Below are 25,427 nucleotides of genomic sequence, written 5' to 3'. Positions count from 1 at the left end.
AAAAGTGAGCAGGCTTAATAAAGGAGCTTTATCAAGCTCAGTCGCGCGCGCAAAAACGCATTCTCACACTGACAAAGCAGGGGCGCTCCTTCGAACCAGGCTTTTGTGAATGTGGTTGTGCTGGCTTTCATAGGGAGGAAAGGTGCGGTTTCGCTTCTCTAAACTCAAGCAGAACAAACCTATCGCTTTATGCTGATCCGGGCTTGCACGGTAAACGGCCTTAGCGGCGTTTCCTGATCTTCACGCCTTGCATTAAAGGGATTGCCAAACGCAAACCGATTGCCCTGCGTGTTCGTAAGGTTGAGCGCCTCCAACCGTACTTCGACGCCGCCTTTGCTCCACCAAGCAGTTAAGTCCAACGAACCAAATTCACCTTGTTCCGCACGAACCTGTTGATCGAGGTCGAGAAACGATTCCCCGGTGTAGCGCGCATCGAGTGCTGCTCCTGCTTTCTCAGTATCGCCAATCTCCCATTCGCGCGCCAATCTTGCGCTAAGCGCAAATTCAGGAACATTAGGGATAGTCGTCCTACTGATCGGCGCATCCATTGGGGCCAAGCGATCCACTTGGGACGCATTGTATGCCGCAGCCAAATCAAAATGCCAGCCTGAACCCGTCTCTAACCCAAGGCTGGCATCCACCCCCATAACATTCCCATCGCCGATATTCCGAGTGATGGGAAAGCCCTGCATGTCGATCAGATCGGCCTGAATATCATCCCAGTCGGAGCTGTGAAGAACGGCCGAGTATTTGACTTTGACCTTGCCTGACGTTGACCCGCGCACGCCCAATTCGATTGAACGGATTTCATCCGGGTCAAATTGCGCGGTGTTAGGGTCACCGTTTTCGCTGCGTTCAATTGCCACGCCCCCGGTGCGAAAGCCCTCTTGCAACCGCGCATAGATTATCATCTGCGAGTCAGGTTTCCATGATAGCGCCAGAGTGGGCAAAAGACGGGTGGGGCCATTACGCGGCTCTACTACGGTGTTTTGACCGAATGATCGTTCCCCCGTACTCCAAGTGTAGAGCACGCGCGCACCTACAGTGGCCGAGACTTCTGAGGTGAGCGGGATGCTTCCCTCACCGAACACTGCGACCTCGTCCAGCTTGAAACGCTGCCTAGCAAATGGTGGCAGGTCATTCACATCGCCTTGCACATTTTCTATCAGTTGGGTGACATCTTCACGGGTGCGCAGTGTACCCAAACCGGCGACCCAATTAAACCCCTCAAGATCGCCGCCAGAGATGCGGGTTTCGTGAGTGATGAGGCGAATATCGCGGGTTTCTTCGAAGGCCTGACGGCTTCCGGGACGCTGGGTGAGTGCGCTTGAATCGAAAGTTGTATCTAGGGTGTTGTCGACAAGCCCAGTGGTAGACACGATCCCAACCTCGCCAAGATAACCACGCACAGTGACCGCTCCGCTATAGATGCGTGAGCGGAATGGCTGCGCGATGAGGTCTGCGCGCGATAAACCGGGCAAACCCGCGTCAACATATTGCCCATCGTCAACATCGACCTGCTGGCCAAAGCCAGACAGTGTCGCATTCCAATCCGGCCCCAGATCAAATGCTAACGCCGCGCGCCCTCCATAGAATTTGGCAGAATTGATGTTTGAGAGATTTCGGGCTGCGTCGTCGACATGCCCCCCTTCCCGGCCACCATAGCCAACCACCCGCACAGCCGCGCTGTCGCTGACAGGCAGGTTAAAGAGACTCCCCACATCCCAACTCTGCTCTGCTCCTGAGGTAAACCCCACGCCTACCCAACCTTCGCTCTCCAGTGCAGTGGGGTCAGGTTTTCGCGGATTGATACGCAACAAACCCGCTAGCGTGCCGGTCCCGTAAAGCGAGCCTTGCGGCCCCTCGAGCAATTCGACCGTTTCGACATCAACAAGTCGAAGGTCGGGATTGGGCGCACTGAAGATAATCCTTTGCTCACCCAGATACAGGCCGATTGTGGACTGGGTCGGTCCGTTAAAACTGCTATCCGCGATGCCGCGCAGAAACACTTTGTTTCGCCCTGGACCAAGTGCCGTACCATTCACAGATGGAACATTGGCCAACAAATCATCCAGCCCAGATGCCCCAGATATTAAGCCCGGTGTCGTCAAATCGAGAGTCCTTAGACCACCAGCGTAATCGGTTGAGGCGGCAGAGCGTTTGGTCGCTTCAACAATAATCGGTTGTGGCGGTGGCGGCGTGGCCCGCGCTAAGACCCGCGATCCCGCTATGCGTGTAGGTGGGCGTTTCTCGATCCGAAATCCGCCGCCGCGAACGCTTGCGGCGCGATACGGCGTCCCTTGCAGAAGTTGACGAAGCGCCTCCTCCGCGCTCAGATTGCCTCGAACCGCGCGCGAACGGATTGATCGAAGGCCGCGATCAGAGCTGACGATGCTAACCCTTGTTTGGCGCGAGAGGGTCCGGATCGCGCTAGACAGACGCCCGGCAGGTACATTGACCTCTTGGTGCGATTGAGCGGAGACGGGCGCCAGTTGTACACCGATAACTAATGGCACGCCCAAGAACGCTGCAACCGTCGCTAATCGCAGCTGTCTTATCTGCGTTTCAAGTCGCCTGCTTTCCATGGATTGTTACCTATGAAAATCGAGAGAAGGCATCAAGCAGAAGGCGGCAAGCATCTTGGCGACCTATCCCCGACGCTCAGCGCACGTCCCAAACCGTCCTCGCTCCGGAAACCCGTTCAGGCCTCGCCTGCGCTCCAAGGAACTCGGCAAATTGCGCAACAGTTTCGCTGTCATCTTCCGAAACAATCAACGTGCCCGTGAGCGTTTCGCCTTTTAGAACCTCAGCCAATGTTACGCGCGAGCCAATGCTGCGCTCTAACATTGCGACGGCTTCCTGCGCGGGCGTGTTATCGAATTCAAGCCGCCCCTGTGACCAAGTGCCAACGGTTTCTGAATCAACACGCTCGCGAACAAGTTTGCCGTCATCAAGAGCCTTCGTCACCTTTTCGCCGGCCTGTACCTGGACATTTTCGTTCTCCGGGTTGATGCCGACAATGCCCTCTGCAACCGCGACACTGACCGACGCGTCGTTTAGCACGACGTTGAAAATGGTCCCGTAATCCGTCAGCACTAGATCAGCGACTTCGACGCGAAGCGGAGATGGTTCGTCGGCATTAATAGCGAAAGAAACCTCACCGCGCGCGATTTGCACGCGGGTCTCTGCTTCGACTAAAGTAACCTTGCTTCCGCCATTGAGGGTCATCACAATCTCATCAGAGACCGCAACGGTTTGGGTTTCTCCCGGCTGCGTGGTGATCAAAGTGGCGGTTGGAGCCGCGCTTGGCCACAATGCAAATATGGCGACAGCAGCCGCAACCATCCCAGCAAGCGGCAAGAAACGCATCATCTGATTGTCATTGGCGGCTTCCGGCTGAGGTGCATCACTCTCGGAAAGCTCTGATAGCGAAGCTGATAGATTAGCGGTATTCTCAACCGTCCAATCGTCCGCGGCCTCGGCCTCATCCAAAAAGATCGCATGATCGCTCGACACTTCAAGCCACCGGGTAAACGCGTCCCATTCGATTTCATCCATATCGCCAGCACGAGTGCGCAGCAGCCAATGGACCGCTTCTTGCTTTGCAGCGACTTGTTTTGCTTCGTCACTCATGATCTACGCCTTGCCCCTGGCCCCAACACCCATGCAATAGCTGGTGTTTGCGGCACGCTGTTAACGCGCCATACAAGATGAGACGGAAACCTCATTACAAACCCGCATCAAGTTTGCTGCGAATGTCGATAACCGCACGGTAGGCGCGTTGCAGGTGTTTTTCGACGCTGCTGAGCGAAACTCCATGATCGGAGGCGATCTGCTTTTGGTTTTTGCCCTCGACACGATAGGCGAGAAATATTGATCGCGTGCGCTCGGGCATTTCACCCAGCGCTTCTAGCGTCTTGACCAACATATCGCGGTCGCTCGCAGTTTGTTCAGGAGTGATATGATCCGCGCGGTCCGGTTCAAGCCCTTGCCCGCGATCACCCCAATCACGGCCGCGCTGTTTCCGAGCATGTTCAGAGCGGCGTCGATCCTCCACAAGATTCGCGAGCATCTGAAAAATGTAGGGAACTGGATTGGAGACGGACCTATCGCCTGCATCAACCAAAAGCTTGGCGCGCGCGTCTTGCAAAAGGTCCTCTGCCACATCGGCATCACGTGTTCGTGCGACAAGGAACCGTACAAAGCGGGGACGCTGTGCCTCAAGGACATCAGCAAGACTGGAAGGACGCTCGATTTCTGACATCGGGGCTGCCCCAAAAGCGAAGCGCCGAGCGATCACCGCCCGGCACCCTAGTCTCTACAAGCGGCCGATTAGGACGCTTCTGCTTCGGCGGTATCGCCAAGAGCAGCCAATTGCCCCATGCAACCATTATCAGCGAGGGCCGCTGCCAGTTGGTCGGGCTGGCGATATGTTTCTGTCAAAGCAACAATCTTCACATCAACCGTTTGCGCATTGGATTCGTCGGTTGCTGGGCCGGTAATCGTGTATGTCGAACCATCCGCAAGCTTCAAACCCTCGGGATCGAGAGCGCGGTTCGGTTCCGTTGTTACGAAATTGACCTCGACCTGCCTATCAGCCCCTTTTTCAGCGACAGTGTAGGTGGCGCCTTCATCGGCGGTTGGACGCCAAAGCTGCACGTTCTCAAGATCATAAAGGCAAGTGGTCCCCGATGCGGCGACATTCACGAGCCACAAATTTGGCATTCTGACCGATCCTTTTGCCCCGCCACGAACGGCTCCTGTCCGGGCGCGATTTGATGCGCCTTGACGCGTCAGTCGTGCAAAACGAGCGCGGGTTCGCGTGGCACCTTCACCAACGCGGAAAGTACCGGGACCTTGCATGACTTTCGAACCGCCATTGACGAGTACCGTAATCTTATCGCCTGCGCGAAGCGTGATTGTAGAAGCATCGGCCACCTTCTTACCCACGGGATATGTTCCCGCCGAAGGGCCAGATGATTTCACAACAACGCCAGCAGCAGCAGCCCCTGACACTGACAAACATGCGCCCGCAAGCGCTAGGCCCACTGCGCGGGCTTTAAATTTAACCGAGAACATATGCTCCCCCATTGTTCAAATTTCGAATTCGATTGCTGTAGTTTTCTAGCGCCGAATCCTTGGAATGACCAGCGACCACCTGATCTATTAACTGCGATGCTAGTTCAGGGTTGCTATCTGAAACCTGAACAACCTCTTCAAGTTTGCGACGATCGCCTTCAGGAAAACCTGGCTTGGGCTGGTAAATATCAACCGGCTGCGCGCGCCCACGAAGGACAATACGGCCCATCGGCACCCACCAATCCAAATTGGCTTGTTCGATAATCTCGCGGCTGGCGGAAACACTCGATTGAAGCGGTTTGTTCGCTGCTTCAAGCCGTGCGGCGGTGTTCATGGAATCGCCAAGCGCGGTATATTGAATGCGAGTTTCCCCGCCAAAGTTGCCAACAACCGCTTCGCCAAAGTGAAGCCCTACGCGGGTCTTACCGATCTTGGGCAGGCTGGCGTCCATCGCTGCGACTTCCTTACGGAAATCCTCACCCGCCTGCCAAATCGCATAGCCTGCTTTCAATGCGCGCTCTGCATCGTCGCCGCGCGCAATTGGTGCTCCCCAAAACGCGACCACCGCATCGCCGACATATTTGTCGATCACTCCACCATGGTCGAGCACCACCTTGCTGAGCATTTCAAGATAGCGGTTAAGCAGCTTCGCCACCATTTCTGGTTCGATCGCGTGGCTCATTTTGGTGAAGCCTTCGAGATCGGAAAACATGACGTAAATCTCACGCTTTTGTCCCCCAAGGGAGAGCAGGTCGGGATCATCAATGATCGCCTCAGCGATATCGCGAGGGATGTATTTGCCAAGCGCCCCTTGCGCGAACGAGCGCTGCGCCGCGCCTGCTGAACGTGCGGCTGCGGTCACTACGGTGAAGGTGATAATCCAGGCGACCAGCCAACCCACGGCGGGCAAACCATAGGTGTCCACCTCATGGAAATGAAGCATGAATGGAAGGCCGACATAAATAGCGCCTAGCCCCAGCATGAGCGGCACGAGTTTTGGCGCAGACCATTCAAGAAGCGCAACCACCATCGCGCTTCCCACGACGACAAGAGCCATGATCCAGATGCTCCACACAGGGATCTGAGTAAGGCGCTTTCCGTCGAGCATTTGCGCGATGAGCTCACCATGCACAGATAGCCCCGAGGGCTCAAACCCAGTCCAAGACGTAAACGGTGTCGCTACCCGGTCATAATCAAGGATATCGCCGCCAATCAGGACATATTTCCCCTCAATTTCCTGCGCGACAAATTGGGCCACATCAGGATCTAAATCTAGGAACAGTTCGATTGAAAGTGAGAAGAACAAGGGTTCCTCAACTTGCCCTTCAACTGGCGCTTCAGGGTCCACATCATCAGCAAAATCGGCCTTCAATGCGCGGCGATATTCGATTGCGCCTTCATAGCCTTCAAATCCCTCAAACGGCCCACCGGCATCTTCGAGCATTGCCCGGCCCAATAATGGCGGCAAGTCGGGAATGATATTGGGCCAGACCCGTGTTGCGCCAAATTCATCGTCCAAGCGGATGCTGGCGCGCCTTGCGTTGGTGCCGCCTTCCTCAATCGCTTGCATAAATTCATCGAGGTGTTGCTGTTGTTGAAAGACAACATCAGCCTTATTGGTGGCAAGCGTCGCATAGGCAACCGATGTCGGTGTCTCCATCGCACGCAAGGTTTCAACCAATTCAGGGTCTTCGGCTTGAGGTTGGTCGAAGAGCACATCGATCCCGATCGCCTTTGCCCCCATAACGTCCAGATTGCGCAATGCCTCAGCCAATGCATCACGCGGCAAAGGAGAACGCTTCTCCAGATTGATGAGCGCCTCATCATCATAGACGACAAGAACGATGCGGTCATCTTGGTCAACCAAGTCCGCGGCGAGATAGGCGCGAGTGTCGTAAAGCGCACGTTCCGCGTCATTGGTAAGCGGCGTCGGTTCACCATCGCCGGGCAATGCCCAACTGTAACGGGCGATAAAGACCGAGAAGAGCACAAAGATGACCATGCTGATAAGCTGCACCGTGCCCGCCTCTCGAAGTCCTCGAACATTGCGTGCAAACGCGCCTAAGCGCTTTTTTCCGGTGGCGTCATCCGCCATTGCCAATCCCCCTAGACCCCTGACAGACGCTGATCTGTCATCACGGCTTGGAAAGCAGGTTTACCGCGGGCGAGCAAGGGCAAAGGCGCACCTATGTCCTTTCCCCTTGCTCAAACGGTAAACTAACTAAGGACAAGTACGGAGCCTGCCCAATGAACAGTTGGTGATCACGCTTATGCGATTGGAAAAAAGGGTTAGAATAGGAAAAAATTCACAATCTCATGGTTTCATGCCGAGCGTAGAAAACCAATCAGGCCGCTTATGCACAACCTTGCCAAAATCGCACCCGTACTTGGTCCATACGGCGCAAACACAGCGCCGCCCTGTGCCGCGACTTTGCCAATAGCCAGCAGATCGTTTGGCAATCGCGTTAACTCACGCTATGCAATCGATATGTCGGCTGATGTATTGCAATGGACGAGCAGGGAACAAGAGGGCGCTTTGGTGCTCTTGCCCAGTGGCCGGGTTGATGAAACCAGCGCCGACGCTTTCAAAGAATACCTCGTGAATGCGGTTGGAACCAAGTTGGAAACCGCCATCATCGATTTATCTTGTATTGAATATATGTCATCACGGGGCCTACGCGGCCTGACCTTGGCGCAGCGCGCCGCCAATGAACGCGGCACCACTATTGTGCTTGCCTGCCCGAATGATACGATGCGTGAAATTCTTGCCATCAGCCGCTATGACATGGTGTTCAGGGTGGCTGATACGATTGAAGACGCAATCGGGAATTAGCGTAACAATGAGGGGGGAATATGCAGATCCGGTTTTGGGGAACGCGTGGTTCGCTACCGGTTGCGCCTAAGGCGGCAACCATTGCTGACAAGGTGGCTGACGCGCTCCTACTGGCTGAAGGTAGGAGCTTTGCGGATAAACAAGCCGCTCTCGACTTTGCGCATAACGAACTCGAATTCGCAGTCGGTCAAGGATATGGCGGCGCAACCAGCTGTGTCGAGATCGACGTAGGCAAAGGCGCTTTTGTTATTTGCGACATGGGCTCGGGACTACGCGAGCTTGGTCTCGACACGTTGCGACGGCTTTCTGATGGGCACCGCCCAAAGGAATGGCATTTCTTCCTATCCCATCTTCACTGGGATCACATCATGGGCTTCCCGTTCTTTCTGCCCGCATTCGTGGATGGCACGAAAGTCATCATTCACGCAGGACACAGCGATGCCGAAACCGCTTTGCGGCGCCAACAAGAGGAAATTTCCTTCCCAGTGCCGTTCGACTGGCTCAAAGCAGACATCGAATTTCGCACACTTGAAACGGGCAAAGACTATCAAGTTGGCGAACTGACCGTTGCTTTGACCCGTCAAGAACATAGCCATGACAGCTATGGCTTTCGCTTCACCGACGCGGACGGACGCAGCGCGGTGTATTCTACTGATGCCGAATATAAAATCGACAAGATGGACGAAGAAGACGACATGGCTGCATTCATGTCGGGCGCGGATCTGGTTATCGCCGATACGATGTATTCGCTCGCCGATAGTGTTTCGATGAAAGAGGATTGGGGGCATTCCTCCAACATTGTCGCAGTTGACCTTTGCCATCAGGCAGGGGCCAAACGGCTTGCTCTGTTCCATCACGAGCCAACATATTCCGATGCTGACATTAGCCGGATGCATGCAGAAACGAAACGGTATGAAGAGCTCGTGCGCGAGGGCAAACCGCTTGACGTACTGTGTTCATATGATGGGTTGTGCGTTGAGCTTTGAGCTTGCGCGACTAGACCGCAGATGCAGTCCAAACCCAAGCGCATAATCACCGCAGCGGTCCTCGCCGGCGCCCTTGTTGGCGTATTGGTGAGTGTGCTGGGCGGAGAATTTCAGCGCCGCCTTGTTTTTGACAGCTGGCAGCAATGGGGGCCGCGCCACGCTTCAAGCGATGATGTTGTCGTCGTGATGATCGACGATGCAAGTGTCGAGGCAAAAGGCCAATGGCCATGGCGGCGCACCGATGTGGCCGCATTAATCGAAAACATCGCTTACGCGCAGCCCGCCGCGATTGGCATCGATATCTTTTTCGTAGAACCCGATCGCCTTGACCCAAGCAATTTTCTGGAACTTTACAACGAAGACGCGTTGGATGCTGCGACCCGTGGCAAAGTCCTCGAATTGCCCGGTGGAGACCCATATCTAGCGAGCGTTATCGAAGAAGCGCCGACGGTGCTGGCCCGTGTAACCACCACCGATCAAGAACGCGGCATAGATGGTCTCACCTTTGAGGCCCTTGGCGGGACGCCGCCTCGCGATATTGCCAAAGCTCAGTTCTTGCTCACAAGCATCCCATTATTCGATGCAGCGGCTCTCGCAAGAGGGGTAGTCGATGGCCCGCCGGATGCCGATGGGATTGTTCGCAGAGTGCCCCTTTCAGTGATGGCTGGACAAACAACAGTCGCAGGCTTCGCCTTGCAAATCGCGAACATGAAAACTGGGCAGGAGGCACCCGAATGGACTGACAATGGCCTTAAAATGGGTGAGCAGATCATTCCATCTGATGAGGCCGCAAGCCTTGAGTTCAAAATGACTGCCGGTTGGGATGCGAATGTTATCACCGCGCTCGACGTATTGAACGGCAAGTTCGATGTCGAAGAGATGAAAGGAAAGGCAGTCATCGTCGGTTTTGGAGCAACCGGCACAACCGATATCGTCGCAACAGCTGTCGCAAGTGAGATGCAAGGCACACTTGTACAAGCGCAGGCTGTCGATGCGATTTTGAACGGGCACTGGTTGTCGCGGCCTGGCTGGGCTCAAGGACTGGAATTTGCCTTCGCCTTGCTGCTTGTCGCGATGCTGATTGTAGCAGGCGTTGGTTTGGCCAAGTGGCTATTTCTTCCGGCGGGTATTTTGGCCGCGCTGCTGCCGATCGGCTCATTTGCAGCTTATGACAGCGCAGGGTTGCTAATCGACCCTGCTCGCCCTCTCATCATCGCCCTTTGTGCAGGCATCGCTCTGGTGTTGGCCCGCTATGCGCTGACATTCGCTGAATTGTTAGAGCAGCGCGTCCTCACAGCCGAACAGGAGAAAGAGAATGAAAGCGCACGCAAGCTTCAACTTACCATGGTGCCAAGTGCCGCACGGCTTGCAAAGTTGGGCACTCGGACGGAAATCGGCGCAGTGTTGGAGCCAGCGAAATCGGTAGGCGGCGATTTCTATGATGCAATGGAATTAGAAGGCAACCGACTGGCATTCCTCGTCGGGGATGTGAGCGGCAAAGGCCTTCGTGCAGCGCTTTTCATGGCGCTTTCCAAGTCAGTGTCCAAGAACAATCTCCTGCGTTCAAACTGCGATCTGGAGGCGGCTGTGCGTCAGATGAATTCTGACCTTATGGCCGAAGAGGATGAGGAGATGGACCTTACCATGCTGGTGGGCATCATTGATTGTACGACAGGTCATGTCGAAATGGTCAACGCAGGCCATGAAGACCCCATGCGTGTCAAAACCGATGGCAGTGTCGAAGTCGTGAAAATGCGCGGCGGTCTTCGCCTTCGCACGCTTGATGGCTTCCCATACAGCGTTGAAACACTGCAACTTCAGGCAGGTGAAACATTGGTCATCATCACCGATGGCGCAACCGATGCCATGAACAAAAAGGAAGACCGCTTTGGATTGCAACGGGTGCTCGAAGTGCTTGGCTCGGGCGGAAACAAATCCGCTCCCGAGCAAGCAAGAGCAATTGCCGGCAAAGTCCGCTCATACGAACATGGCATGGACCCCGCCGACGACCTTACAATTCTCGCCCTTCGATTTTTGGGCAAGGAGCCGCAGACTAACGAATAGTCACCACAGCCACACGGTAGTCTTCGGGGACATAGTTTTGCCCGGAATCGATGATCGACTGCGCCCACCATAAAGAGCCGGGAAGCTCTTCTATATCTTCGCTTTTCACCGCGATTTGCCCTTCTTTAATGCGCTCTTCGACTTGCTTGCGCACCTCGGCGGCTCTTCTCTTTGCCAGACCCGTGTTTAATTCTTCGCCGCCAGAGACATCCGTATGAGCTGCGATCTCTACAGAAAGTCCCGGGCGGTTTTGAATGTTCTCATTGAGCCATGCCTGCAATCGATCCAGTTCAGCAGGAGCAAGTTCATCCTTGCCAAGCGCGAAATAGAAATATTCACGCACAACGTTCGCGGGAAGACTGCTCGCCAGGTCAGAGTAAAATGGATCGGCCTCGTCATACTGCCTGACGAGGTGCGGCACTTTTTCGCCCCGAAGCTTTGCCTGCTGACTGTCGAAGCCCAAATAAGCTTCGCGGCCGTCATCATACTCGATGACGACACCGCCAATGTCTTTGCCATCTTGCGCCGGTGACAGCAGCGTCACACGCTCTTTAGCGACCGAACACCCCGCCAATGCGAGAGCGCTAATACATACGGTAAGTCCAAGAGATTTTCGCATCACTCATCCACTTCGATGACAAAAGTGGTTCCGCGAACACCCAATGTCGAAGTCGGTGTTTTGAATTTCATCCGGCCAGAGCGAGCAAGCTCGCCGGAATCAACACCCACTGCGCCGCGGTCAATCTGCATTTGGGATTCTCCCGTGCGCCGGGCCCGGTCGAAACGATAGCGAGAGATAATCATCCGGCTCTTTGGAGCGATGACCAAGCGCGTATTGTCAACGAATGTGATGCCAGCCCTTTGCCCCGAGCGTGTGACAACAATATCGCCCTCGCGTAAACGAAACCCCGAGGTGCCTGTAAGCTTATTACCATCCCGCACGACTTCGATGCCGCCTTGCGTCACATTCTTGATCCGCCCGATTTCTCGTTCTGCGACAGCTTGTGCTGCAACAGGTTGGGCTGCCATCGCAAAGATTGCGGCTAGAAGTAAAAATAGGTTTCGCATGTTTCTTCCCCCGTTGAAGCTGTGTTAGCATAGAAACATGGGGCAATGGAGACGATTTTCGGCGTTTGTTACAAAAGATAGCAATTGCGCGATTCCGATTGCGCATTCTCTTAGATTCGCTCGTAGCTTTCTGGAGGATCTGGATTGCAAACCACGCCTCAAGATCAAACTCGTTATTTTGGTTGAAGAGCTCGTTACAAATTCTCTGCGCCACGGCGGGAAATCACAAGACCTCGCCTTGTTGCTTATCCTTCAAGGCAATGAAGACGTAATAACAGTTGAAATGGTGGATGACGGTCCGAAATTTGATCCCTTTACCGTCGCACCTATCACCGGCCCAGATCCGGCGACAGGCGGAGGGATTGGACTGGCGATCATCAACACTTGGGGCGAAGACGCGGTCTATTCGCGCGCGTCGGGAAGCAATCACCTCAAACTGACTCTGTGCTGAACTTTAATACGCGCGTTTCAATAGTCGTGCATCGCAATCTGCGACTTGTTCAAACTCGGGAAAAGTCTCTGTCAGGGCGTCACCCTCACCCCTCCGGTTAAGGACATATTTCACATCCCACGACCGCAAGAATTGAGCTCGTCCACCGTTATCCAAACGCCCTTCAACCATATTGCGCGGCTCCATCATGGTATGAAGGGACGCAAGAGCGCCCGCTTTGGCCGCGAACTCATCATCTCCCATCACCAAGACGCGTGCAGCGCGATCCTCGCCGAGGCATTGCTTAAGAACTTCGATGTCACTAGGCGCCTCGAATTGCGCCCAATCGGCTTCGGTGGAGCGCTGTGCTAAGGTCATTCCTGTGACCTGGAACGCCGCAAACCCTGCGACCCAAAGCGCTGCCAATCCAGCAAAACAATTAGCATAGCATTGTCGCTGTCTATGGGTTCGGCCCTGTGCAATCTGCCACGCGGCAAGCCCTAAGAATGACGTCCAAAGCAACGCAGAATAATAGCGATATTCAAGGTATCCTGTGACAATTTGCGGCACCATCATACATACGAGAATAACCGCAAAGATCACTGTTAGCCGGATTGCGCTGGAGCGCGGCATGTATGACCGGGCCAATGGCGCTTTACTACATAGAATTTGCACACCGCCGGCAGCGCCCACTCCTAACACAAAGACAGCGCCAAGAGGGGTGAGAATAAGCGATACTCCATTCACAATCCATTGGCCGAAATGGCCGGAGACTTTCATTGTCCATGCATTGGGGTCATCTGACCAATCCGGCCGCGGCGCGGGCCACCAATCGGTCACAAACGCGTTCTGATCGAGCGTCAATGCAACGGCTGAATTATCGGTGGCAAACACTGTCCCAAAGGTGCTGAGAGAATATGCGATCCAAGGTGACACCGCGACAATCGAAGCCGTCAAGGATGCAAGGGCGCACGCAGGGCTCCGTTTGATCCAAAGAAGCGCGAGGGCCAAAAGAACCGGCAAGAGAACGGCATCAAATCGGTTCATAACGGCCAGTCCAGCGACAAAACCAATGCCCAAGGCGCGAGCGAGGTTCATCTCTCTTCCAGCCATCAAGCCGTTCAAGACCAAAGCATAGAGCAGCAATTGCAAAGGTATTGTCCGGCCCGCCTCGATTTCGTTCCAAACCATGCTGGGGCCCAGCAGCAGAATCATCGCCATAGCTAGGCCAATCCAACGCACGCCGGTGAGCTTTTGACCGACATGCTCAGACGTCCATGAGAAGGCGAAATAGCTTAAGAAAGCGAGATACAGCCCCGTGCGCGCACCGGTTCCAACCGCGCCATCAACCATTGCGATCAGTGTCGGCCAAAGCGGTGCAAAGGCGCTCGAATACTCGGAAACGCTGGCGTAACTGCGGAAATGACTGAACCGGTAGAAATCAGCAAACACAGTCTTGCTCAGTTCATACATGGCCCAACTGTCAGGTGAATAATTGGGCGCAGCAATGACACTGAATAAGAGCGGCAAAAGCACAAATGCTGCAATAAGCCCGGCCCATCCGAGTGAAGCTTTCTGGGTCAAAGAAGCATCAGGAGTATACCCTCCGGTCGCGGCAGTCACCGTCTCGCCAAGCAGAGCAAGTTTGGAGCCAAAGCCGCCGATTTTGGTCGGGACCTTGCCATTTTCGGGATAGCGCCGGACCACCGGAACGTGATCGACCTTCAGTCCCAACTGCCCTGCTCGCACAGTGAGGTAAAAGAGTAGATTATAGACCTTAAACTCATCGCGGAACGGGCGAACCTGCGGGTGAGTGAGATAGCGCGCGGAATAGGCTCTAAAACCGTTAGTGGTGTCGGTAAAAAAGTGTCGCCCAGCCAAGCTCAAAACCGGCGCATGGATCAACCGATTGGCGATTGTTCGTTCTAGCGGCGTATTTTCTGCCTCACCTCCGGGAAGATACCGCGACCCCTGAACATAATCGCAGCCCTGATCGAGCTTCGCGGCGAATTCAGCGACCGCCTCAACTCCATCTTTGCCATTGCCGTCAATCGTCACAATGCCCGTATAACCTTCACGAAGGCACCATGCGTACGCCATACGCAGCTGCGCACTTAGCTTACCCGCCCCGGTTTTGGTAAGTACTGCGCGAACACCAATCGGGCCCACAAACTCTGCATCGAGGGAGCCGTCATTTGACCCCCCATCAGCGACAATCACATCAACTGGAAGCTCAGCATCCTTGATCCGGCTAAGCTGGCCTCGAATGCGATCTCCCTCGTTGATGACTGGGATGACAAGCGCATATTTGTGCGCCTTTTCAGCAAAGATCGCGGCGTCATAGGAAGGCACTTCCCAATCACTGTCATCAAGGTTGACCGTGCCTGTCATGAAGCGCTTCCTTGTGCAGAATTTCTTTCAAACACAAAGCACTTGCTCAAAGTGAAATTGACGAAGAACGACACCCCGGCCCCGCATATCAGGATTAGCAGCGCGTATGCACCTCCCGTCCAAATGGCAAGCAATGCAACGACCATCACCCGAACCCCAAGGGTAACCCCTGCGACTGCTGCGTATTTCGCCGCTCGTGCGAAAGACAATGCCCCTGTTCCGCCCTGAAAGCTCCAAAGTTGATGGAGCACGTAATTCATGGTTGCTGCACATACAAAGCCGATCACAGCTGCCCAAGCTAGAGGCACGTCGCCTTGTTCATGCAGCGCATAGGCAATGCCAATATCCAGTATCACACCCAGCACAGTGACAACGAAGAAGCGCAGCACCTCGTTCATTGCCCCGCCTCCCCGATCAATTGATCAATACCGGCAGAAAGGCTCGGCAATTGAGCATAGTCGATAGGCTCGTAAACGCGCACGAAACACTCACCCCACCCGATTACCGACCCATCGAGCACCTCGAATGTAAGGCGCGTCTGCTCGCCTGATTTCACGGGAGCAGAAACCTCTATTTGCCGCGTGTTTGCGACGCCATACCGCGGAAAATCACTCCATTGCGGCGCCTTGACTGAACGCGTGAAGGGGGAATCCTCTGAGACAGTTAACAAGGCGGTGCGCGATCCGGCATCAAAGCCTGAACGTTCTATAAAAACCGACGCTAGGCCAGAGTTTGGGCTGGAGATTGTGACCTCCATCCGCGCAGAACCCCAATCGGCAACCTCGCATTGACCTTCATGCCAACTAGGCAAGCCGCCAGTACGGATCCACAACACATGTTGATCATTGCGAGCGACAGGTAGGTATTGGTCGCGTAAGTTTTTAAAAAACCGCCAATTTGCCCTCTCATTCCAGCCTGCCCAGCCGGTAAAGTCTGGCGCAATCGTTGTGACCGCGACCGATTTTCTGGTGAGCGCCTCGATATAGTCGATGCGGTTTTCCTCGCCCAGAGCATGGATAAGAGAGCCCACTGGCGCGGGGCTTTTCGTGCCCGCCGCAATATCAAGCGCAGATGTGTAAACCGACAAGAGGCGCTCGTCCCGAGGAAAGCCGCGCCTTTCCAAATCCAGCGATAGTCGCTCCATAGCGGCAAGATCTTGCGCCGCTTGAGGTGACACATAAAATCCCAGCTTTTCTGCATAAACCGTGCGGTCGGTGCTTGAAACCGTTTGAACCAGCTGGCCCGCATCCGCTGCGATCATGCCAAGACTTGCAATGCCAGCAACAAGAGGAACCGCCCATTTTGGAGGCGCACGTAAGATCGGCTTCGCAAAAGGGATAAGAACATCTTGGAACACAATCAGGGGCGCACATATCCCAAGGACAAACGTCGCCGCATTGTACTCAGCCCCAATATGACCACCGATCTGCGGAACAATCACGGTTCCCAGCACACTTGCCCCGACAAAGATGAAGGCACTCAGACGCAAAACCGATCCGCGTCTCATCACCCGCCTTACACCTGCGATAATCACAAAGGCTGTCAACAAGTTGAGACTGAGTGTGGAAAGCAGTTGCCCCTGCAGGAATAGGTTGGGCAAATCGGTGATGCCCAATACTCGCGCCTCGCGATTCCATGGGGCAAAGTACCAATATTGATCACTTGGCACATCGACGAAGTTGTACTGAAGCCAGCCCCACGGCTGACCATGCGTCACCAACACAAGCGTCAGCACCGCCGAAATTGCTACGCCAGTGGCAAAACAGCTTAGGGACTTTACAAGGAGAAAGGGCTTCTGAAACAGGGCCACACTGAGGCCGATTGCGCTTGCGATCACAAGCGGGATACCGGCGTCATTCGACCACAAAAGGCCAAGTCCACCGACAAGACCCAACGCCCAAGCGTAACGCGCTTGGCCGGCCGAATGAATACGGCGCACCGCCCATACGAAGACAGGCAAAACAAAGAATGGCAACGCCCCGCGAAGTGGCCTTAACGATACACCGGGATCAAAGGTCGCAGGATACGGTAATCCAACGCTTCCAGCCACCCATTTGCCAGCAAAGTAGAAGGTGAAAATCAGCAGGATCGTCCACAACCAATTTTGTTTGCGTGGTACGGGGCGCAGCATCCAAATAATCGCGTAGGCACCTGCAAAGCATCCTGCCATCACCAATGCATATGCCGAAAAAGTCGAGGCCCAAAGGGTCTCACCAAAGGCCATAAACACCGGCAAAAGTGAAAGGATCATAGTGATCCCAAGGTAAGACTGAAAGTCATCGCCTAACCTCGCGCCGTCGGCGAAATTGTCCGCGGCATACCATGTTTGCATCGCACCGTCGATGGAATGCAGGCTATGATCATAGAGGAGCAAGGCGCCTCGCAAAGCCAGCAACACTATGCCAAGCGCCGCCAAGAGCAGCCATCTATATTGCTGCTTTGGGAGAGAGGCTAGCGAGCCAAAGGACGCACCTGAATTACTCAAACTGCGCTTAGGCATACTGTGCCCCAAGCACGAAACCAGAATGGAGTTTACCGAACTCTGGCGCAGTGCCCTTTACCGCTTCAAATAGATCATAAATGTTGTCGATCTTGCCGCCTAGGATTGAGATCACCCGGCTACTTGCTGGCGATTGGTGATATAGGATCGGGCGGCCATCATCCTGCTCGTTCTTTACCAACACTGTCTTCACATCGAAGATCGAACGATCATAAGTCGAACCTGCAAGGCACGGCAAATACCGCTGGGCATCACGCAGCATAAAGGCATAGCGTGTTTCATAATGCCGCTGAGCGAAGTGCTTATAAGGATCACTTGGTCCAACGTCATCGCTCCAACTTTCGTGCGGCGTGTATCGCACATGAGTAAGCGAATAGAGCGAGGCGGACGGGTATGGCATGGCCGAAAAGAACGGACCATCCATCACCGTGACCCCCCGCTCCCGAAGCTGGTCAGGCGGTGTAATCAGGGCAAGCTCTGCGGCTTCATATTTGAGGCATGCTTTGGGTAAGCTCGCCTTTTCCAGAAGATTGTTGATCTGGGCATAGGTGATGTTGAAGGCATATCGCGCGGTGACTTCGTGGCCATCGCTAAGCCCTGCGATTGCACCGCCGCGTTTTGCCTCGAGGGTGTTAACCTGTGTCGCAAGCCGTACCTCGATCCCTGCCGCATCGAGGCGTTCGGCCATCTGGCTCGCGAGGACTGAATAGTCAAAAGCGGTTTCGAAACATGCGAATACCTCTTCAACCATATCAGCATCGAACAGTGCGCGATCATTAGGTGAAGCGATTTCAATCGGTGCGCCCATATCGCCAAACATGCGGTGGAACTTCTTGGCTGTGACCTTGGAGCGTCGTTTTGCAATGGCGTAGAGCATCTGAAATTCATCGACGATTGCCTCGGGGAAATCTTCGAGGAATTTGCGATGCAGCAACATCGACTTAACCGCAGTCACCGCCGAGCGCGGATAGTGAAACCCTGTGTGGACCCGGGCTTGATTAACTCGGCTTGCACGCGTCATCAATGCATCTGACGCTTCCACCAAAAGCACTTTGTCCGAGATTGATCGCAGGTACAGCGCAAGACAGCAGCCATAGAAACCGCCGCCTATGACAATGTAATCATATGTGGTGGAAAAAGGCCGCGCCATCAGCCAGCTGTACCCTTTGTTTGTGGGTCAAAGCCGCCGTTTTTCCGAGCCCAGTCTTCACTCTCAAGTTCAACGTTAAGGTCAACTGCAACTTTTCCGAAAAGGTCAATCCGGTTCACCTCTTCAGAGACGCGTTCACCTTTCTCACGGTTCTGCCCGCGCAGCAGATGCTGCAAGCCGAGGCTGAGCCCCAAGGTCGAAACACCCATGAAGACGGCGCTCACCGCAAGCATAATATTGGTCGTAAGCCATCCCGGCGCCAGCGTATCCACAACGATCACAGCGCCGATTATCCAAGCTGCATAGCCAAGTCCGAGAAGGGTCAGGATCGTTGACGAAATCGCGACCGCTGACAGGATGATTGGCGTCAAATAAACCAACAGCGTTTGGAGCAATTGCATTCGCCGCCCAATGTCCTTGAATGCCCCTCGTGAGGAAACTTCGTTGGACGCTTTGAATGACGAAGTGGGAAGGCGCGGATCACGCGGTGGATAACGCAAGGCAAGGCGCGGCTCATCATGCGCAAGGATGTGATTAAGAAGTGTTCGCGGCATCGCAATTGACTGAAAATCGCTTGGATAAACGGTAAAGCCGGCAAGCCGCCCCAAAGCGATGAACGGCGCGCTTAAGAGGGTTTTGATGGGCTGACGCTTACCGCAATTGGCGAGCGCGATTGCATTGGCACTTTCAGCGTGATCGAGGAAAGCACACACATCCAAGTCTGCAACCTCATCCTCTTGAGCGATCAGGACAAGATCACCGATTGCCTCTTCGGCGGCGATTACTCTGCGTTCGTAATATTCTGTGCCTTTGCGCACGACAAATAGGCGCACATCTCTGACGTCTTCAACCAGAGGCAGGAACGCATCGCGATGGTTATCTTCGACCACGAGAATGGTCTCGCGGAAACGGTACACTTCATCAAGCGCCGCCGCGACCTTGCGGATCGTTTCAAGGGTTTTGGCATTCGCTTTAGGTGTGGCGAAACAGATAGATACAACGGTATCTTCGCGTTGTTTAACAAAATCTGCAGCGATGGGTTCATGCATGAGCATCCTCCCATTCAAGCCTAGCCGCGCGCGCCGCATTGCCAAGCGATGCAATGGAGGAACTGACCGCTTTCATGCCGCTATTGTCCCGGCGCATCTCGATTGAGACTGCCTTGGTGTATCCATTTGCATCGAGCGATGCGAGGATGGGCACCAATCCCTGCGCATCTTTTGGAGCCGGGGAAAGTTCAGGATCACTGACATGCACGTGATTGAGCATTGGCGTGAGCGTTTTGAGCCTATTAGGAACTGCCTCAAAAACAGAGTTCATATGCATGGCGCCAAGATCGAGGATCACGGCAATCGAAGCGTGGTCAACTATTGCCGTAAACTCAACAACTTCCTCAAGAGTGTTCAGAAAGTTTGTCCCGTATGCAGCAGGATTGGGCTCCATTGTGATGCATGTGCCCGCTTGCGCCGCTCGGTCTCCCAGTTTGCGAAAGATCTCGGCTGCTTCGCCAATCGCTCTCTTCATCGCCATACCACTGGGGACACGGCGCTGTGCAGGTGACCCGAAAACGAGGTTTGGAATGCCAAAGCGGCCCGCCAGATCAATCGCCCGTTCCATTCCGTTGATGAACGCCCCGCGCGCTGCCTCACCTTCGAAAAGTCCGGCGCCTTGAACGCCGAATAGGAGCGATTGCATAGAGACCAAAGAGAGCCCGTGATCGGCCATCTCGGTCAAGGCTTCACGCGCCTCATTTTCACCCGGATCAAAGGGATCGGTGCTTTTGTGAAAGAACAGACCCGGCGCAATTTCAAGTCCTGTAAGACCGCCACCCGCCATCGCAGTATACGCCGCCAAGCGTTCTTCGGGAGCCCAGGCAATGTTCGACATCGCAAACTTCATGCCGCCGCCCCATCCTTTGCCGCTTTCTCACTTTCGAAGAACGTTTCCAAACGCTCTAGAACCGTCTCTGCGCCAAAGAGATAGGGGCCTTCGCGATCCCAAAGCGCACCATGCGCCGAGTGCATATCTTCTTCGTGGAGACGCGCATTGGTCTGGGGCATCTCGCGCCCGGCCAAACGCTTGTATATCTCCTTGGCTTGCACAGGCTCACTGGCCAGATGCAGATGCGAAAGGCCCGCCTTTGTGGCGATATCAAAATCACGCCAAAGTCGATCAATTTCGTAATATTGGTAAGTCGTCTCGCGATTGTGAAACTGGGTTGCGCTGGCTCCAAGCTCATCCACCGCGCAATCCAAAATGCGCCGCCGTGGATCAGCATTCAGCGCTTCTCGGTTGAGTTTTAGCAGGCCAAGCGATGAATCTTCTCCATACAGCTCCCCCACCCAATCCGAGAGCCCGACCGGCAATCCTTCCCGCAAGCTCATCAGTTTTTCCCGCGTCAACAGCGAAGGCACCGGATTAAGCAAATCGAATATAAAGTTCTTGCGTAAACCATGTCCGAACAAAGCGGGAAGTCGTACTATCAAACTTTGGTCAAAGTGCTCTTCCACGAACACTTCGAGCTCGCGGCGATGACGTCCATAGGCGAGGTCGACTTGGAAACTATTCGTGTTTTCAGTATCCTGGCCTGCAAAGTTCGACAACACTGCGATGGAGGAGATCAATGTGAACCGGTGCGCCTTCACTTTTGAAAGACGCTCCATCAACTCAGACATCAACGCGCGATCACGCTCAGGCACAGTGTTGGCCTCAAGCATGGAACCTGGCGCCGCCGCGCATACAAGGTGTGAGAATTCGCCGCCCTCAATGTCACCGATTGTGCGGCTGTTGAAGCACGCATCGAACTGCGTCTGGCGCAGCAATGCAGAGCCCACAAAGCCGGTCGCGCCAAGCAGGCATTTGCCATCGGTAACTGATGCAAGTCCTGTCATTCGGCCACCTGCGTATTTGCCCTCGTATGAATGAACGAAAAATTCACCACGGGACCTAACCCAGATTGCTATCAATTCTGTTAATCACGCCGCATAGGTCATGCGAGTGTTTGAATACGAATTCGGTGCTGTGATTTTCCCTCGCTCAACGAAGGGGAATTTTCTATACTCTCCCACATATTGTGCAGCAGCGATCATCAGCGTTGCACACAGCCAAGGACAAGCGAATGAGCGACACTCAAAATTACGATCCGAGCGAAATCGAAAGGGTGATGAAGACCGCGCCCGTAATACCGGTTTTGGTCGTCAAAGATGTCGGAAAAGCGCGCGAACAGGCGGCCGCTTTGGTGGAAGGCGGTCTCAAAGTGCTTGAGGTAACGCTTCGCACTCCTGACGCATTGGAAGCCATTAAGCGAATGAACCTTGTTCCCGGCGCAATTGTGGGCGCCGGCACAGTCACAAACGCCCGGCAATTGGAAGAAGCGCGCGCAGCCGGTTCAGAATTTATCGTCTCGCCCGGCTTAACACATAATCTGGGCGAAGCGGCCCTAACCAGCGGCCTTCCCTTCCTCCCCGGTATCGCCAATGCTGGTGACATTATGCGAGGGTTGGATTTAGGGCTCACACACTTCAAATTCTTCCCAGCGATGGCATCAGGCGGCATTCCAGCTTTGAAGGCTTTGTCAGGGCCATTTGGCCAATGCCTATTCTGCCCAACCGGCGGCATCTCGGCTGAGACAGCGCCCGAATGGCTCGCCTTGAAGAATGTACTGTGTGTAGGGGGCAGTTGGATCGTTCCAGACGGAGCTGGTCTTGATGAGATCAAGGCACGGGCGGCGCAAGCCGCAACGTTCGCCGGTTAACCTTTGGCCAGCATTCGAAGCCGCTCTTAAAGTAGGCCCGTACAGCCTTCAACGTAACAGGATTGTTGCCCAAGCCGTTAATGGAATGCCAAGCTACATGAGCCCGCTCTTGGTCTTTTCCTCAATCTCTGCAGCATCCCAGCCCAAAACCTCGCTCATAACCTCGGCATTATGCTGCCCCGGTGTGACGGGCGCTGATCGGCGGAAACCGCCTTGGGTTTTGGAAAAGCGCGGGAATGCGTTTTGCATCTTGAGCTTACCATGCCCCTCAGTCTCAACCTCAATGATCGCCTCGCGCTCTTGAAAGTGCGGGTCGGTGAGCATGTCTTTGGCGGTGTAAACCCGGCCTGCAGGGATTGAATATTCGATCATCAGCGCGTCGAGTTCGTCGATCGTTAAAGTGGCGGTCCACTCATTGATCAATATGTCGAGCTCGGTTTGATGCACACCGCGCGCAAGGTGCGTGGCATAACGTTCGTCTTCGGCAAGTTCTGGACACCCCATCGCCTTTGCAAAGCGGGCGAAGATCGCGTCATTGTTGGCGCCGATCATAAACGGACCATCAGAGCAGGTGTAGACATTGCTTGGCGCGATGCCGGGCAGGATCGATCCAGAGCGTTCACGGATAAATGCGTTCTCGTCATATTCGGGCACCAAACCTTCCATGACCTGAAGCACAGCTTCGTAAAGGGCGGTATCGATCACTTGACCTTCACCGGTTTTTTCACGGTGGTGCAGCGCGGCAAGCACGCCCATCGTGCCGTAAGTCGCGCAAAGCGTATCGCCAATGGAAATGCCCATGCGCGCAGGCGGACGATCAGGATCGCCGACAATATAGCGCCAACCGCCCATCGCCTCTCCAATGCCGCCAAATCCGGCACGGGTTGAGTAAGGCCCCGTCTGACCATAGCCAGACATTCTCGCGATGATGAGGCCGGGATTGATCGCGTGAAGATCATCGGGACCAAGGCCCCATTTCTCCAGCGTTCCGGGCTTGAAATTCTCGATGAGAATATCCGCCTTTGCGATCAATTGGCGGGCAATATCTTGCCCCTCGGGAACCCGAAGGTTGCAGGTGACAGAGCGCTTGTTGCGCGCGATCACTTCCCACTGGACCTTTTCCTCACCCTGCCCCCAAACGCGCATCGGGTCGCCTTTGCCGGGCGCCTCGATCTTGATGACGTCTGCGCCCATATCGCCCAGCAATTGGCCGCAAAACGGGCCAGCCAGCAGCTGTCCCATCTCTACAACGCGAAGGCCGACGAGCGCTCCTGTATTCGCCGCTTCACCCATGACGTTGCTGATCCCACGAAGGTTGGATCGGGGCCTTGAGTCCGGTTTCCTCTTCGCAATTGGCACGAAGGGCCTCGATGCCGGGGCCGTAGTCGAAGAGGGAAAGCTCGCCGCGGCCCTCTTTCATCTCGCCGCGCAAAGCATCGGTTGGGCCTGCGTCCACCGTATGCGTGTCCGTGATGACGACGCCGTAATCGCGTGCGCCCTCAACCGTGACCAGACCTTGGCGCACTTCCAATGCCACCAGCTCAGGATCACGCTCAAGCGGGTCACCCCAGCCTCCGCCGCCCCAAGTGATAAAGTGGAGCTGTTCGCCCGCCTTCACCTCAACGTCTTCGACCTTATTGCCGACGATTTCGGTGGTGCCATCGACGCGTTCGAGCAGCTTGGTCGCGCGCTTACCCGGATGGCCGCCATTCACGCCCCATGGGGGCACGAACCAGCGGTCATCGTGGATCGCAATCGCCCCGTCCGCGAGGAAGCGATAGGTCATGTGAATGCCATTGCCGCCCCGGTGAAGCCCAGCGCCGCCGCTATCCTTTTCAGTCTCATAACGCTCGATCCGCAGCGGGAAATACCGTTCCAAAAATTCGTTCGGCACATTGGTAAAGCCCGGCCAGAGTGAGTGACCGTCCGGACCATCGCCAAGGGGCCGTCCCGGAATGCCGCCAAAGCCGATTTGGAACAGCTGGAACCAATCCGGTTTCTTGCCCTCGCGGTTATCGAACCCGGAGTAAAACAGGTGAGGCGATGACGAGAAGCCAGCCGCGTTGAGGAACTCCGGTGTGCCCTGACCCAAAAGTCCGCCCAGAATGTCAAAAATCCGGCCCAAAGCGTGGGTGCGGCCTGAGAGAGCTGCGGGGAATTTGGGTTTGAGCAATGATCCATCGGGAATGCGGACCTCGATGAGGTCATAGAACCCATCATTGAACAGGATTTGCGGGTCGAAAACCATGATCATGTAGATGCCAAAGAACATCTTGAACATGTTCTCGTTTAGATAGAAATTGATCGAGGCCGCGCTTTGAGGATCGGTGCCGTCGAAGTCTAGGATGACCTTATCACCCTCGCGCCACATGGTGCATTTGATTTTGTACGGGCCATAGCCCTTACCATCGTCGCAGATGAAATCTTCGAAGCTGTTCTTCGCCTCTGGGATCGCCTGCCCGATCAGCGCTTTCATCGCGCGGTGGTTGCGCGCAAGCAGTTCCTGCGTCGCGGAATAATACACATCATCGCCAAACCGCTCTGCCATCTCGACAAGGCGGTTGGAGGCAACACGGCAGCTTGCGATAAGGGCGTTCAAATCTGCCTGACACCAATCGGGCTTCCTCGTTTGGTGCATGACGAGCTTCATCAAGTCGTCATTATATTCGCCTTTTTTCCAGATCTTAACGGGCGGAATGCGCACGCCTTCTTGGAAGATTGAAGTTGCCTCGATCGGCATGGAGCCGGGCACCATGCCGCCAATATCGGACTGGTGCCCGAACATGGCGGTGTAAGCGATAAGGCGTCCGTCTTTGAAAACCGGCAGCATGACAAGCCAATCGTTCGAGTGGCTAATCGCGCCTTCGCAGGAGTATGGATCGGACAGGAAAATCATGTCCCCGTCTTCGATGGTGCCCTCAAAACTTTTGAGGAAGCCGCCGATAAAGCTGCCGAACTGGCCCACGATCATCTTGCCCGATGGGTCAGCGATCAGCGGGAATGCATCGCCTTGCTCACGAATGCCGGGCGACATGGCGGTGCGCACAAGCGTCGCGTCCATTTCGATCCGCGCATTGCGTAGCGCGTTCTCAATGATGTCCAGCGTAACCGGATCAAGGTCGAGCTTTTTGAAAGGCGTTGTGTTGGTTTCGATGATTTGTGCTGGCATCGT

The 25,427-nt window shown here is 54.9% G+C and carries 21 protein-coding genes; 5 read left to right on the top strand and 16 right to left on the bottom strand.

Annotated elements, in window-relative coordinates:
* Nucleotides 1–179: 179 nt before the first annotated feature.
* The 5 genes from ABJ205_RS12510 to ABJ205_RS12490 form a co-directional block, all read right to left on the bottom strand.
* The gene (locus ABJ205_RS12510) at nt 180–2,585 is read right to left on the bottom strand and encodes a TonB-dependent receptor (RefSeq protein WP_348160800.1); all 2,406 of its coding nucleotides are present in this window, start codon (nt 2,583–2,585) and stop codon (nt 180–182) included.
* A gap of 76 nt (nt 2,586–2,661) precedes the next feature.
* Nucleotides 2,662–3,633, bottom strand: a complete 972-nt coding sequence (locus ABJ205_RS12505) for a FecR domain-containing protein (protein WP_348160801.1) — start codon at nt 3,631–3,633, stop codon at nt 2,662–2,664.
* A gap of 94 nt (nt 3,634–3,727) precedes the next feature.
* Nucleotides 3,728–4,264 carry an RNA polymerase sigma factor gene (locus ABJ205_RS12500; RefSeq protein WP_348160802.1) on the bottom strand — a complete coding sequence of 179 codons (537 nt, stop codon included), beginning with the start codon at nt 4,262–4,264 and terminating at the stop codon, nt 3,728–3,730.
* A 68-nt stretch (nt 4,265–4,332) separates the two neighbouring features.
* Nucleotides 4,333–5,079: a hypothetical protein gene (locus ABJ205_RS12495; protein ID WP_348160803.1), complete on the bottom strand. Its 747-nt coding sequence runs from the start codon at nt 5,077–5,079 to the stop codon at nt 4,333–4,335.
* Nucleotides 5,066–7,174, bottom strand: a complete 2,109-nt coding sequence (locus tag ABJ205_RS12490) for an adenylate/guanylate cyclase domain-containing protein (protein ID WP_348160804.1) — start codon at nt 7,172–7,174, stop codon at nt 5,066–5,068. The genes ABJ205_RS12495 and ABJ205_RS12490 overlap by 14 nt, the downstream gene beginning before the upstream one ends.
* Nucleotides 7,175–7,435: 261 nt before the next feature.
* Between ABJ205_RS12490 and ABJ205_RS12485 the strand changes: the two genes are divergently transcribed.
* From ABJ205_RS12485 to ABJ205_RS12475, 3 genes are read left to right on the top strand one after another with little or no spacing between them, the layout of a single operon-like run.
* Nucleotides 7,436–7,912 carry an STAS domain-containing protein gene (locus ABJ205_RS12485; RefSeq protein WP_348160805.1) on the top strand — a complete coding sequence of 159 codons (477 nt, stop codon included), beginning with the start codon at nt 7,436–7,438 and terminating at the stop codon, nt 7,910–7,912.
* A gap of 20 nt (nt 7,913–7,932) precedes the next feature.
* Nucleotides 7,933–8,898, top strand: a complete 966-nt coding sequence (locus tag ABJ205_RS12480) for an MBL fold metallo-hydrolase (protein WP_348160806.1) — start codon at nt 7,933–7,935, stop codon at nt 8,896–8,898.
* Between the two features lie 21 nt (nt 8,899–8,919).
* Nucleotides 8,920–10,962, top strand: coding sequence for a CHASE2 domain-containing protein (locus ABJ205_RS12475; protein ID WP_348160807.1), 2,043 nt, complete (start codon nt 8,920–8,922; stop codon nt 10,960–10,962).
* Here the strand turns inward: ABJ205_RS12475 and ABJ205_RS12470 are convergent.
* The gene (locus tag ABJ205_RS12470) at nt 10,952–11,581 is read right to left on the bottom strand and encodes an OmpA family protein (RefSeq protein ID WP_348160808.1); all 630 of its coding nucleotides are present in this window, start codon (nt 11,579–11,581) and stop codon (nt 10,952–10,954) included. The two genes, ABJ205_RS12475 and ABJ205_RS12470, sit on opposite strands and share 11 nt — an antisense overlap.
* Complete coding sequence (locus ABJ205_RS12465; RefSeq protein WP_348160809.1) at nt 11,581–12,030, bottom strand: FecR domain-containing protein; 450 nt, start codon at nt 12,028–12,030, stop codon at nt 11,581–11,583. The genes ABJ205_RS12470 and ABJ205_RS12465 overlap by 1 nt, the downstream gene beginning before the upstream one ends.
* 37 nt (nt 12,031–12,067) lie before the next feature.
* Between ABJ205_RS12465 and ABJ205_RS12460 the strand changes: the two genes are divergently transcribed.
* The gene (locus ABJ205_RS12460) at nt 12,068–12,481 is read left to right on the top strand and encodes an ATP-binding protein (RefSeq protein WP_348160810.1); all 414 of its coding nucleotides are present in this window, start codon (nt 12,068–12,070) and stop codon (nt 12,479–12,481) included.
* Nucleotides 12,482–12,484: 3 nt separating this feature from the next.
* On the opposite strand, the gene ABJ205_RS12455 is transcribed toward ABJ205_RS12460, so the two are convergent.
* From ABJ205_RS12455 to ABJ205_RS12425, 7 genes are read right to left on the bottom strand one after another with little or no spacing between them, the layout of a single operon-like run.
* The gene (locus tag ABJ205_RS12455) at nt 12,485–14,851 is read right to left on the bottom strand and encodes a glycosyltransferase family 2 protein (RefSeq protein WP_348160811.1); all 2,367 of its coding nucleotides are present in this window, start codon (nt 14,849–14,851) and stop codon (nt 12,485–12,487) included.
* Nucleotides 14,848–15,249, bottom strand: a complete 402-nt coding sequence (locus ABJ205_RS12450; protein WP_348160812.1) for a GtrA family protein — start codon at nt 15,247–15,249, stop codon at nt 14,848–14,850. The genes ABJ205_RS12455 and ABJ205_RS12450 overlap by 4 nt, the downstream gene beginning before the upstream one ends.
* Nucleotides 15,246–17,351, bottom strand: coding sequence for a hypothetical protein (locus tag ABJ205_RS12445; RefSeq protein ID WP_348160813.1), 2,106 nt, complete (start codon nt 17,349–17,351; stop codon nt 15,246–15,248). The genes ABJ205_RS12450 and ABJ205_RS12445 overlap by 4 nt, the downstream gene beginning before the upstream one ends.
* Nucleotides 17,344–18,501 carry an FAD-dependent oxidoreductase gene (locus ABJ205_RS12440; RefSeq protein WP_348160814.1) on the bottom strand — a complete coding sequence of 386 codons (1,158 nt, stop codon included), beginning with the start codon at nt 18,499–18,501 and terminating at the stop codon, nt 17,344–17,346. Before ABJ205_RS12440 ends, ABJ205_RS12445 begins: the two co-directional genes overlap by 8 nt.
* Nucleotides 18,501–19,550 (bottom strand): hypothetical protein, encoded by a 1,050-nt coding sequence (locus tag ABJ205_RS12435; protein WP_348160815.1) that lies wholly within the window; start codon nt 19,548–19,550, stop codon nt 18,501–18,503. Before ABJ205_RS12435 ends, ABJ205_RS12440 begins: the two co-directional genes overlap by 1 nt.
* The gene (locus ABJ205_RS12430; RefSeq protein WP_348160816.1) at nt 19,543–20,400 is read right to left on the bottom strand and encodes a sugar phosphate isomerase/epimerase family protein; all 858 of its coding nucleotides are present in this window, start codon (nt 20,398–20,400) and stop codon (nt 19,543–19,545) included. The genes ABJ205_RS12435 and ABJ205_RS12430 overlap by 8 nt, the downstream gene beginning before the upstream one ends.
* The gene (locus ABJ205_RS12425) at nt 20,397–21,392 is read right to left on the bottom strand and encodes a hypothetical protein (protein ID WP_348160817.1); all 996 of its coding nucleotides are present in this window, start codon (nt 21,390–21,392) and stop codon (nt 20,397–20,399) included. The genes ABJ205_RS12430 and ABJ205_RS12425 overlap by 4 nt, the downstream gene beginning before the upstream one ends.
* 227 nt (nt 21,393–21,619) lie before the next feature.
* Between ABJ205_RS12425 and eda the strand changes: the two genes are divergently transcribed.
* Nucleotides 21,620–22,255, top strand: coding sequence for a bifunctional 4-hydroxy-2-oxoglutarate aldolase/2-dehydro-3-deoxy-phosphogluconate aldolase (gene eda, locus ABJ205_RS12420; RefSeq protein WP_348160818.1), 636 nt, complete (start codon nt 21,620–21,622; stop codon nt 22,253–22,255).
* A gap of 93 nt (nt 22,256–22,348) precedes the next feature.
* On the opposite strand, the gene ABJ205_RS12415 is transcribed toward eda, so the two are convergent.
* The gene (locus ABJ205_RS12415; RefSeq protein WP_348160819.1) at nt 22,349–23,548 is read right to left on the bottom strand and encodes a CoA transferase; all 1,200 of its coding nucleotides are present in this window, start codon (nt 23,546–23,548) and stop codon (nt 22,349–22,351) included.
* A complete protein-coding gene (locus ABJ205_RS12410) occupies nt 23,541–25,424 on the bottom strand; it encodes a hydantoinase B/oxoprolinase family protein (protein ID WP_348160820.1) in 1,884 nt (627 codons plus the stop codon). Before ABJ205_RS12410 ends, ABJ205_RS12415 begins: the two co-directional genes overlap by 8 nt.
* Nucleotides 25,425–25,427: the final 3 nt, after the last annotated feature.

This window comes from Erythrobacter sp. (assembly GCF_039988855.1).
In the GTDB taxonomy this organism is placed as follows: domain Bacteria; phylum Pseudomonadota; class Alphaproteobacteria; order Sphingomonadales; family Sphingomonadaceae; genus Erythrobacter.
The sequence above is the reverse complement of the archived record's forward strand: the minus strand, read 5'-3'. Positions and strand labels throughout refer to the sequence as shown.